This window comes from Bacteroidales bacterium (genome assembly GCA_012519055.1).
GTDB lineage: Bacteria > Bacteroidota > Bacteroidia > Bacteroidales > Salinivirgaceae > JAAYQU01.
Window position 1 is genome coordinate 1 of the sequence record JAAYQU010000012.1, and the last position, 11,403, is coordinate 11,403.

Consider the following 11,403-nt stretch of genomic DNA (forward strand, 5'->3'; position numbering starts at 1 on the left):
AGGATGTTACTAAAGACCTGTTTTTTATAAACCCGGATAGCGCACGTATTTATATAAATACTGATTCAACCAAAGCGGCCAAAGGAGGTTTCGCTATTGGTGGACTCTCTTCAGGTAAAGGGCTTCCAGCAAAAAATATCTTTGTTGCAACAGCTGATAGCACACGTGTTTACGTAAACGTTGATAGTAGCAAAGCCGCAAAAGGTGGGTTTGCTATAGGAGGACTTTCATCCGGTAAAAATCCTGCACAAAGCTTTATGCATTTAACACCAGAAAACTACTATATTGGGCATGGGGCTGGAAGTAGTGTTACTACTGGCAAATACAACTCTTTTATTGGATATGAATCCGGAAAAAACAATACTGAGGGTAGTTACAATGCCTTTATGGGCTACAAGGCAGGAACATCCAATACGACCGGTGGAAGTAACGTTATGATAGGTAATTTTGCGGGTTACAGTAATACCACAGGCTATGCCAACGTATTTCTGGGGAATAGTGCTGGTAGTGATAATACCGAAGGTGATGGTAACGTAATTATTGGGGACTTAGCTGGTCGCCATAATACCACTGGTTCAAGCAACGTGATGATGGGAAACCAAGCTGGTTTATATAACACTACAGGCAGGGATAATGTGTTTATTGGACAAAGCAGCGGTATATACAATACTGAAGGTAGTGACAACGTATTTATTGGTTCCATGGTTGGTATCAGAAACACTACAGGGGGTAACAATATACTTATTGGACACTACGCTGGTCGAGAAAACACCACTGGAACAAACAACGTATTTATGGGAAGTTCTGCTGGTTGCAATAATACCACAGGTGTTAACAACGTATTTTTGGGAAATCAGGTTGGGCAAAATATAACTGGAGCGAGTAGTAACAACGTAATACTTGGCTCGTCATCTGCTAATCTAGCAAAAACTGTAAATAGGAGCGTAATAATGGGTAACGAGGCAGGTAAAGGATCAACAAGTAGTAACTATAGTAACGCCATATTTATAGGATACCAAGCTGGCTACAACAATACTACAGGTTCAAACAACGTATTTTTGGGAACTCAAGCAGGCTACAACAATACCTCTGGTAAAAACAACGTGTTTATGGGAACTGGTTCTGGATATAAAACCGTTAGTGGTGGAAGCAACGTATTTATGGGTAACCAAACTGGATATAATAATACTTATGGTTATAAAAACGTGATAATAGGTGACAGTACTGGATATAATAACTCAAGTGGTAATAGAAATGTGTTCATAGGAGACGTTGCAGGCTATAATAACACCACAGGAAGTGGCAACTTGTTTATTGGAATTAAAACAGGCTATAGTAATAAAATGGGAGCTGGAAATATCTTTATAGGTAACAGTGCCGGAGAATATTATGAAGGTAGTGATCCCTCTACAGTTTCGGGGAACATCTTTATGGGCTACAGTGCAGGTCTGAATTGGAAAACAGGTGATAAAAATATCATCATTGGTAATTCTGCTGCCAGGAAAATAATAGAAGGTAGTTCAAATATTGTCATGGGAGATTTTGCAGGTTACTATTTAACAGAAACAACTATAAACAAAAGGCTTCTTATTGGTTATCAGACAAAAATTTTATTGCATGGTGACCTTTCAGAAAATCGCCTAACTATTAATAGCTATTCTGTAAACCCCTCTCATACGTTATATGTAAATGGACTTGCCGGTGGTACATATGCATGGAACAACACCAGCGACAAACGCCTAAAAACCAATATTAAGCCCTTGGAAGGTGCACTACAAAGCGTGCTTAAACTGCAGGGCGTAACCTTTAACTGGAAAGATGAAACCAACCACCGCCCAGGACAAAACATTGGCTTTATAGCACAAGAGGTTAAAGAGATACTACCCGAAATTGTTAACGGTGGCGGAAAAGATAAAGAGGGTAACGAAATATATTATAGCATTGAGTATGCTACATTAACCCCTGTGTTAGTTGAAGCAATAAAAGAGCAACAGGAAGCTATAAATAAATTAAATACTGTAAACAAAGAGCAACAAGAACTAATAAACAAACTTATTGAAGAATTAAAAACTGTTAAAGAGCAACTAAAAACTAAATAATTTTTTCAGTAGAGACGTCATATTATGGCGTCTCTGTCATATTATTACGTCTCTACTAAATATTTTTTTACTTGATTTTTAGTTATAAGAAACGCTTTTTGAAGGTAACACTGAAAAAGGCGTTTCTTGTTTTCTAACATTCTTAAAACACGGAATACACTGATTAAACAAATTATCGCAGAAAAAATCCGTACAAATCTGTTGCATGCGTGTTATCTGCGTTCCAATTGTTAATTCTTCATTGCTAATTGTTCATTGTAGTTACGCTTCGTAGTTTGAATCATAAGTAGAACTATTAACACTAAATCGCTGCTCAAGCTTGTCAACCATAGTTTCAACAAAATTTGTAAGAGGTTTCTGCGCAACCATTTTCATCAAAGGGTTCATTGTCGCATGCAAAGTAATGCGTAAATATGTTTCATAAGCCACTTTCTCTTTTAATTGTATCCACAATTTAAAATCGAATGAGCTGCCTGAGTCACTTGAAAATTTCACCAATTCATTCTCTTTCCGCTCCTCAATAACCATTGTAAACTCTCCCCCACCCTCAATAGCGATTTTACACATATCACTATCGCAACCAACTATTTTAACCCTATCGTCAGGCGGATTAATTTTATCTATAAAGCTAAAATCAGAAATCATTCTGTATATTGCTGTTGACGGGGTATGAAGCTTTGCTATTCTACTTACTATCTTAAGTTCATTGTTAAGCATATCAGTTGTTTATTGTTTGTTAACACTTTTTCGCCATTCGGTTAGCTGTTCAACCTCGCTATTTTTTATATTACCATTTTTTACCGCTACCGAAAGCAGGGTCTCGTAATTTGTCAACACACTACATTCACATTTCGACTGTTCAAATGCTGCCTTAGCTAAATCAAAACCATAGGTAAAAATTGCCACCAACCCCAAAACCGAAAACTCTGCTTCACGCAGTGCCTCAACAGCTTTTAGACTGCTTCCCCCTGTCGATATCAAATCTTCCACAACAACAACTTTCTTACCTTTTTCTATCAACCCCTCTATTTGGTTTCCCAAACCATGATCTTTTGGTTTGGGACGCACATAAATATATGGCAAATTCAGCCTGTCTGCGACCAACATTCCATGTGCTATGGCACCGGTAGCAACACCCGCTATATATTCTGCTTGTGGATATTTTCCGCGTATCAAATCTGTAAAACCTTCGCAAATAAGATTTCTAACTTCGGGGAATGCAAGTGTCTGCCGATTATCACAATAAATAGGACTTTTAATGCCCGAAGCCCATGTAAAATAATTTGTGGGATTTAGTTTTATTGCATTAATTTGCAAAAGTTTTTTTGCCAAATTTTCGGCTAAATTATTACCATTATGCATGATATTAAAATTTTTTTTGATGACAGTTTTTTGAAAATTACAGACAACTTTTCGTTATCTAACGACAAAAATAGGGATTTTTATTCTTTCCGTAAAGGTTTCGATTGGACTAACATAATAAATTCACTGCTCAACGATGATCAAAAAAGAGAAATTTTGATCGTTACTCGTAAACCTAAAAAAGCATTTAAAAAGTTTAAAAAAAATTTCGAAGTAATAAAAGCAGCTGGAGGAGTGGTTTTTAACGAAAACAACGAATTTTTGGTAATTGACCGACTTGGTAAGTGGGATTTGCCCAAAGGAAAGATCAAGAAGAAGGAAAGTCGTAAAAATGCCGCAATACGCGAAGTGATTGAAGAGTGCGGCATCGACAATCCCGTTATTGTCAATTTCTCCGGCTATACATACCACGTTTATCAGTACAAGACGAAGACAATATTAAAAAAAACTTTTTGGTATAGAATGAGTTGTAAAAAACAGCCTCTCACACCTCAAACCTCTGAAGATATTGTTGATGCATTTTGGCTTGCTCCGAAATTCAAAACCATATTTATTGAAAACACACATGCTTCAATTGCCGACTTTTTCAAGACGTTCACAATATAATGTATATCATAGTGAAGACAAAAGGCAAATCAAAACCCCGAAGGGGTGAAATGATTATAGCACAAACAAATACAAAGAGCTATCAAACCCCGAAGGGATGACATTATTAGTCCATCAATTCAAACAACCATTTTTCTCTATATTCAATTTCAAATTTTAAAAAAATATTTTACATAACATTACTTTTTCCCTACTTTTGCACAATTATTGAAAATTACTGAACAATAACTATTATTATTTGTACCCTATCTCGAAATGACAACAATAGAAGAAAAACAAAATGCTATTATTGATGAATTCGCCCTCTTTGACGACTGGATGGATAAATATGCATATATCATTGAGCTAGGAAAAGATTTAGAGCCACTACCCGAAGAGATGAAGACCAAAGAAAATCTTATTGAAGGCTGTCAATCAAAAGTTTGGGTTTTGGCTGATTATTCAGATGGAAAAGTACATTTCCGTGGTGATAGTGATGCAATTCTAACAAAAGGACTTATTTCATTGATTATCAGAGCTTACACAAATCAAACACCTTCCGATATCATTGAAAACCAACCCACATTTATTGAAAAAATCGGACTGTCAGAACATTTAAGCCCCACACGTTCAAATGGCTTAAACTCAATGATTAAACAAATAAAACTATATGCAATGGCATATAAAGTTAAATTTGAAACGAACATACCAAAGTAAAGATAAAAGGAACAAAGAGCAAGTGTAATGTCCGTACTTTTAAAACTTTTAACTTTTAACTTAAATAACCATGATAGATAAAAACAGTTTGCATCAAAAAGTTGTTGAAACCCTAAAAACAATTTACGACCCTGAAATTCCCGTAAACATCCACGATTTAGGTTTGATATATAATATTGATATTGATGACGATGCAAGTGTAATGATCGACATGACTCTTACTAACCCAAATTGTCCGGTTGCAGGCGATATTTTGTCTCAGGTCAAAAGCAGAGTAGAGATGGTTGAAGGTATAGCCGAAGTCTTTATTAATTTGACTTTCGATCCGCCATGGGACTCGGAGCGCATTACCGATGAGGCTAAATTAGAGTTGGGACTTCTATAAAACATCAAAAAACCAAACGTTCCAAACAACGTGAAAGAAAAACAAAATAAGGATAAAAACCCTTTCAAAGGAATAAGTTCATCAAAGGTCATTTACCCGATAATTATAGGGGTTGGCGTTGTACTATATTTATTTTGGAAAGAGTTTGATATCAATGCCTTTAGCGTACTTACGTTTACTGCAAAAACCGCTTTCTGGCTTTTTGTTGCCATTTGTTGTATGGCTTTTCGAGATATAGGATACATGATTCGCTTGAGAATATTGACCGATGGCAGATTAACATGGTTGCAAATATTCCGAGTTATTATGCTATGGGAGTTCACATCAGCAATAACTCCCTCAGCCGTTGGCGGAACAAGTGTTGCTATTTTGTACGTTCACAAAGAGGGCATTAGCGTTGGCAAAAGCTCGGCAGTAGTTATGGCAACATCATTTCTCGATGAACTATATTTTATACTAATATTTCCCCTTCTAGTACTATTTCTTGATAGTCAAGTTTTATTTTTAGCGCAAGAAACAGGACTTAATTTTAGAAACGAATTTCTTCTGTTCGCAATAATTGGATACTCTCTAAAGCTTGCATATCTGATACTATTAAGTTATGGATTATTTTTCAACCCTCGTGGTCTAAAATGGCTTTTGTTACAAATATTCCGATTACCCGTACTCAGACGCTGGCGACAAGGTGCCAACAAAGCAGGAACCGAGATAATCACTAGCAGTAAAGAATTGATAAGAAAACCTTTCGGCTGGTGGCTGCGAGCTTTTGCAGCTACATTTTTCTCGTGGACATCACGATACTGGGTTGTAAATGCAATGCTTTTAGCGTTTTTTACTGTAAAAGACCATATGTTAATATTTGCAAGACAGTTAGTTATGTGGATAATGATGTTAGTTAGCCCAACACCCGGTGGAAGCGGTTTTGCTGAGTATATCTTTACCCGATATCTGTCAGATGTTATCCCGGTAGATCCCACACTAATTGGACCTGTAATAATCGCAATGGCTCTATTATGGAGAGTTATAACCTATTATCCATATCTATTTATTGGAGCTATAATTTTCCCACGCTGGATAAAAACAAAGTTTAAACGTAACAAAGATTGAGTAGAAATAAGAATTGTGTTTACCTTTCTATCGCTGAAAATTACTCTAACCCTTAAAAGAGGATGCTTGCAAAAAAATCAGCATCATATCATTACTTTTTTAATACAATAATTGAACATAACATCATTTTCTCCAAACCATGTTTTAATTCTTTGATTTAAGCCAAAAAAACTATAATTTCGCAGGCTAAAAGACTCTAACAGATATTTTGTAAAAGCAAAGGGTAGAAAACAAAATGAACCTACTTCAAGGAATTAATAATCCGGATGACTTAAAAAAACTACCGATTGACAAATTATCAGCGGTTTGCGACGAGCTTCGACAATTTATTATTGAACAAGTATCGACAAACCCTGGTCACTTCGGCGCAAGTTTAGGAACCGTTGAGCTGAGCGTTGCCTTGCACTACGTTTATAATACTCCCTACGACAGAATAGTTTGGGACGTTGGACATCAAGCTTATGGACACAAAATACTAACTGGTCGTAGAGACCTTTTTTGCACGAATCGTAAGAAGGACGGTATTTCCGGTTTTCCCAGACGCGATGAGAGCGAATATGATGCTTTTGGTGCAGGACACGCTTCAACAAGCATTTCAGCCGCATTAGGAATGGCAGTCGCAGCACGACATCTAGGCGAACATGATCGTAACATAGTGGCGATTATAGGAGATGGAGCACTAACAGGAGGAATGGCTATTGAGGGATTAAACAATGCTGGGGCTCAAAACACAAATCTGTTAGTTATACTAAATGACAACGACATATCTATTGACCCAAGTGTTGGAGCATTTAAAGAGTACTTAATAGATATAGCAACATCAAAGACATACAATAGATTAAAAGAAGAGGTTTGGCATCTACTCGGCAAGTTCGATAAATTAGCCCCTAAAACTCGCGATATAATTCAAAAAGTTGATGCCGGAGTTAAGTCTATACTATTGAAACAGTCTAACTTTTTCGAAGCAATGAATTTCAGATATTTCGGACCTGTTGATGGACACAATGTAGAACACCTTGTAGCTATTATGGAAGATTTGAAAACCATAAGCGGTCCTAAACTTCTTCATATTAAAACAGTTAAAGGAAAAGGTTTCCCGAATGCTGAAAAGAATCAAACCATATGGCACGCCCCCGGACTGTTTGATAAGGTAACAGGAGAAAGAATCAGCACAAAAAAAGATTACCCCACTCCTCCCCGATACCAAGATGTTTTTGGTGAAACACTGCTAGAGCTCGCCAAAGAGAACAATAAAATCGTTGGAATAACGCCAGCAATGCCTACCGGCTGTTCTTTATGTATTATGATGGAAGCAATGCCCGACAGATCGTTCGACGTAGGAATAGCTGAACAGCATGCAGTAACTTTCTCTGCAGGTCTTGCAGCCGAAGGATTAATTCCGTTCTGTAACATCTACTCAACATTTATGCAACGTGCATACGACCAAGTTATTCACGATATTGCATTGCAAAACCTTCAAGTTGTTTTGTGTCTCGACCGTGGTGGTTTAGTCGGCGAAGATGGTGCAACACATCACGGAGCCTTCGATTTAGCGTATTTTAGAAGTATTCCAAATCTTACTATTGCAGCTCCAATGAACGAGTTTGAACTACGTAATCTTATGTACACAGCACAACTACCCAATGGTAAACCTTTTGTAATAAGATATCCACGTGGTAACGGTGTTAATATCAATTGGGAAAACAAACTTGAAGAACTTCCAATAGGTAAAGGAAATATATTGGTCAAAGGAGAAAAAATTGCAATTTTAAGTATCGGACATCCTGGTAATTTTGTATCAGAAGCTATAAAACAGGTAAACGAAGAAAATATTTTCCCATCACACTACAATATGCTATTTTTAAAACCTATTGACCAGGAGTTGTTGCATCATGCATTCCAAAATCACAAAACAATAATAACTGTTGAAGACGGAACAATAATAGGAGGATTAGGCTCTGCAGTATTAGAGTTTATGGCTGATAATAACTACAATGCAAAAGTAATTCGTCTTGGAATACCAGATAGGTTTATTCAACATGGTACACCTCAAGAACTTCATCAAGAATGTGGATTTGACACAAACGGAATTATTAAAACCATTAAAGCAAACTTTGCTGATTCATAAAACATAACATTACTATAAACAACTTAACACCTACGACTCCTTAAACTGAAAAAAGTATCAATATGAACAAAAAAAACTTGCTAGCCTATGCTGCAGTCACCACAGCAATGATTCTTTGGGCACTGTCGTTCGTTTGGTACAAAGAGGCTTTCGAAAACAAGTTTTCACCCATTTCAGTTATTTTTTTGCGATTGACCATAGCAACAATTTTGTTCATTATAATCTCAATAGTATTTAAAAGACAAAAGGTAGCTCGCAAACACTACAAACTTTTTTTTATACTGGCATTTTTCGAACCATTTCTCTATTTTATGGCTGAAGCACATGGACTCAAACATGTATCGGCAACAGTTGCTTCGGTAATAATTGCACTTATACCACTTATAACACCATTTGCAGCTTATCTGTTTCTAAAGCAAAAACTAAAGCCTTCACATTTAATAGGGTTAATTGTCTCTTTTGTTGGCGTAGGAATGGTTGTGTTTGCAGGCTCTGGTGATGTTTCTGCCAGCCCTTTAGGCATATCTCTAATGTTCGTAGCTGTTATATCAGCACTAGGCTATTCAATCACATTAGTAAAGCTGCTAGAAAACTACAATACCATGACTATTATGGTATACCAAAATATTATTGCATGGTTTTTATTTTTGCCATTCTTTTTGTTGTCTGATGTTAACACCGTTAGAAACATACCATTTACTTTTGAATCATATTATCCAATTTTGAAATTAGGGATATTTGCATCAGTCGTAGCATTTGCATTGTTTGTGTACAGTTTAAATCGTATAGGAATTACAATTGCAAATATGTTTACCTATTTAATTCCTGCGTTAACCGCACTGTTTGCCTTTGTTATTTTAGATGAAAATATATATTTGCAAAGCATTATCGGAATTTTTATTGTTATTTGTGGATTAGTTATACCCCACATTTACACATCAATACGAAAAAACAGAAATAATTAAAGTATATTCAATAACTAACCGATACATACTACAAATGACAAAACAGCGTTAAATAATATCTCAATCTCTTTTTGAATGAAAACAAAAATATACTTGTCGTTAATTTTATTGTTGTCCGCAATCACTTTATCGGCTCAAAGTAGATATATCGGGATATACAAGTTTTATGATTTGCCTCAATCGGCGCGTATAGCTGGATTAGGCGGAAATTCCATTGCAATACCAGACTATGATATAAATTTTGCAACAGTAAACCCATCTGCCCTAAAAGATACAATGAGCAATCTTTTTTCAATTAATACTGCACTATATCTCGCTAAAATAAAATATGGCAGTCTTACATGGGGTTATTCACTCAAAGATATGGGTAACTTGGGCATAAGCATTCAGTATTTAAACTACGGTTCCTTCGACCGTATGGACGATTTTGGATACAATTTGGGCACGTACAGAGGTAATGACTACTATTTCAATTTAATATGGTCAAAAGAGTTGTTCAAACATATACATATTGGAGCTGCGTTTAAACCAATGGCCTCGAAAATAGATATTTACAAATCATACGGTGTTGCTTTTGATTTAGGAGCACATTTTTATAATCCCGACTACAATACAATGGTTTCCTTAGTTTTCAAAAATATAGGAAAACAAATAAGACCATTTTACGATAATCACATAGAGGACTTGCCATATGATATACAATTTGGAATTAGCACAAAGCTTAAGCACGCCCCATTTAGGTTCTCATTTGTTTTTCATAGTTTAGACCAACCCAGCCTAATTTACAGCAACAATAATGTCAGCGAACCGAACAATACAAACCTCAAACCCGAAGAAATAGAGAAGGACTATGTTCACGACAGGTTAGAAAATATTCTTAGACACACAATTTTTGGGTTCGAGCTTATACCAACCAAATCGTTTTATTTGCAATTAGGATGTAATTTTCAACAACGTAGTGAACTTAAAACAATAAACAAAAAAGGGTTAGCCGGGATTTCACTTGGAATAGGCATTAGAGCAAAAAAAATTAACATCAGCTATGCTCGTCAACAGTTCCACCTTTCTCAAGCTTCTAACCACATATCACTACAAACTAATTTATATAACTTTTTCAAATAATTTATTGCCGTCAATCGAATGACTGAATAGTGATTAGTTCCAAATAAAAAGAGACAGTGCAGAAGCCTGTCTCTTTTTTTAGGTAGCGGGGGTAGGACTCGAACCTACGACCTCCGGGTTATGAGCCCGACGAGCTACCAACTGCTCTACCCCGCACTATTGGAGTGCAAATATAGCAAAAAAATAGATAATAAACTATCAAATCAAATATTATTTCATAGCTACTTTTTGACATATAGTCACATGTGGCTATATGTCAATGCTTTATTGGAACATATTCAAAATAAAAACCTATCCGTTTTTAAAAAACGTATGATTTTGCCTCAAAAACTTTTATAATTTTCATAAATTTCGTTTCTTTGCAGAGTGAAATTGAAAAATGAATATTAACTTAAAATTAAGGTTATGTCAGACATTGGATCAAGAGTAAAAAGTATCATCGTTGACAAATTAGGTGTTGACGAAAGCGAGGTAACACCAACAGCTAGCTTCACAAACGATTTGGGAGCAGATTCACTTGATACTGTAGAATTAATTATGGAATTTGAAAAGGAATTCAACATTGCAATTCCAGACGATCAAGCAGAAAAAATTGGAACAGTTGGCGATGCTATTTCATACATCGAGAAAAACGCCAAGTAAAAACTTGAAAAACATTAAACACTAATTTCAGCACCATGAAAACCAGACGCGTAGTAGTAACAGGAATTGGAGCAATTGCGCCATTAGGCAACACTGCCGAAGAAACTTGGAAAAATATGGTCAATGGGGTAAGCGGTAGCGCACCAATTACTCGTTTTGATGCTTCAAAATTCAAAACCCAGTTTGCTTGCGAGGTTAAAGATTTTGATCCTAGCAACTATTTCGATAGAAAAGAGGCTAGAAAATATGATCTATACACCATGTTTGCATTTATATCTGCTGCCGAAGCGG

12 protein-coding genes and 1 tRNA gene are annotated in these 11,403 nt (G+C 36.0%); 10 read left to right on the top strand and 3 right to left on the bottom strand.

From position 1 onward, the window contains the following. Positions 1-2,099: tail fiber domain-containing protein (locus GX311_02385; GenBank protein NLK15223.1), on the top strand; the 2,099-nt coding region annotated here is incomplete at its 5' end. Positions 2,100-2,360: 261 nt separating this feature from the next. Here the strand turns inward: GX311_02385 and GX311_02390 are convergent. Together GX311_02390 and GX311_02395 are read right to left on the bottom strand one after the other, a co-directional pair. After that, on the bottom strand, positions 2,361-2,816 hold the full coding sequence (locus tag GX311_02390; GenBank protein ID NLK15224.1) for a hypothetical protein: 456 nt from the start codon (positions 2,814-2,816) through the stop codon (positions 2,361-2,363). A gap of 9 nt (positions 2,817-2,825) precedes the next feature. Then, positions 2,826-3,461, bottom strand: coding sequence for an orotate phosphoribosyltransferase (locus tag GX311_02395; GenBank protein NLK15225.1), 636 nt, complete (start codon positions 3,459-3,461; stop codon positions 2,826-2,828). On the opposite strand from GX311_02395, the gene GX311_02400 reads away from it, so the two are divergent. From GX311_02400 to porQ, 7 genes are all read left to right on the top strand, one after another. Further along, entirely contained in the window at positions 3,456-4,067 is a 612-nt protein-coding gene (locus GX311_02400) for an NUDIX domain-containing protein (protein ID NLK15226.1), read from the top strand. The two genes, GX311_02395 and GX311_02400, sit on opposite strands and share 6 nt — an antisense overlap. Before the next feature lie 255 nt (positions 4,068-4,322). Then, positions 4,323-4,763 (top strand): SufE family protein, encoded by a 441-nt coding sequence (locus GX311_02405; protein ID NLK15227.1) that lies wholly within the window; start codon positions 4,323-4,325, stop codon positions 4,761-4,763. 70 nt (positions 4,764-4,833) lie between these two features. Next, complete coding sequence (locus GX311_02410) at positions 4,834-5,148, top strand: DUF59 domain-containing protein (protein ID NLK15228.1); 315 nt, start codon at positions 4,834-4,836, stop codon at positions 5,146-5,148. Between the two features lie 72 nt (positions 5,149-5,220). Beyond that, positions 5,221-6,255 (top strand): flippase-like domain-containing protein, encoded by a 1,035-nt coding sequence (locus GX311_02415; GenBank protein NLK15229.1) that lies wholly within the window; start codon positions 5,221-5,223, stop codon positions 6,253-6,255. A 235-nt stretch (positions 6,256-6,490) separates the two neighbouring features. Next, positions 6,491-8,383 (top strand): 1-deoxy-D-xylulose-5-phosphate synthase, encoded by a 1,893-nt coding sequence (locus GX311_02420; GenBank protein NLK15230.1) that lies wholly within the window; start codon positions 6,491-6,493, stop codon positions 8,381-8,383. 62 nt (positions 8,384-8,445) lie between these two features. Beyond that, complete coding sequence (locus tag GX311_02425) at positions 8,446-9,348, top strand: DMT family transporter (protein ID NLK15231.1); 903 nt, start codon at positions 8,446-8,448, stop codon at positions 9,346-9,348. A 75-nt stretch (positions 9,349-9,423) separates the two neighbouring features. Next, complete coding sequence (gene porQ, locus GX311_02430; protein ID NLK15232.1) at positions 9,424-10,470, top strand: type IX secretion system protein PorQ; 1,047 nt, start codon at positions 9,424-9,426, stop codon at positions 10,468-10,470. Between the two features lie 83 nt (positions 10,471-10,553). Here porQ and GX311_02435 read toward each other — a convergent pair. Next, positions 10,554-10,626, bottom strand: a tRNA-Met gene (locus GX311_02435). Positions 10,627-10,875: 249 nt separating this feature from the next. Between GX311_02435 and GX311_02440 the strand changes: the two genes are divergently transcribed. Next, complete coding sequence (locus GX311_02440; protein ID NLK15233.1) at positions 10,876-11,112, top strand: acyl carrier protein; 237 nt, start codon at positions 10,876-10,878, stop codon at positions 11,110-11,112. A gap of 35 nt (positions 11,113-11,147) precedes the next feature. Beyond that, a partial coding sequence (locus GX311_02445) for a beta-ketoacyl-[acyl-carrier-protein] synthase II (protein ID NLK15234.1) occupies positions 11,148-11,403 on the top strand: 256 nt, incomplete at its 3' end.

Excerpts from the sequence above, each read along its gene's own strand:
- GX311_02420 (NLK15230.1), top strand. The coding sequence starts at position 6,491 with ATGAACCTACTTCAAGGAATTAATAATCCGGATGACTTAAAAAAACTA.
- GX311_02390 (NLK15224.1), bottom strand. The coding sequence starts at position 2,816 with ATGCTTAACAATGAACTTAAGATAGTAAGTAGAATAGCAAAGCTTCAT.
- GX311_02395 (NLK15225.1), bottom strand. The coding sequence starts at position 3,461 with ATGCATAATGGTAATAATTTAGCCGAAAATTTGGCAAAAAAACTTTTG.
- GX311_02410 (NLK15228.1), top strand. The coding sequence starts at position 4,834 with ATGATAGATAAAAACAGTTTGCATCAAAAAGTTGTTGAAACCCTAAAA.
- GX311_02440 (NLK15233.1), top strand. The coding sequence starts at position 10,876 with ATGTCAGACATTGGATCAAGAGTAAAAAGTATCATCGTTGACAAATTA.
- porQ (NLK15232.1), top strand. The coding sequence starts at position 9,424 with ATGAAAACAAAAATATACTTGTCGTTAATTTTATTGTTGTCCGCAATC.
- GX311_02400 (NLK15226.1), top strand. The coding sequence starts at position 3,456 with ATGCATGATATTAAAATTTTTTTTGATGACAGTTTTTTGAAAATTACA.
- GX311_02405 (NLK15227.1), top strand. The coding sequence starts at position 4,323 with ATGACAACAATAGAAGAAAAACAAAATGCTATTATTGATGAATTCGCC.
- GX311_02425 (NLK15231.1), top strand. The coding sequence starts at position 8,446 with ATGAACAAAAAAAACTTGCTAGCCTATGCTGCAGTCACCACAGCAATG.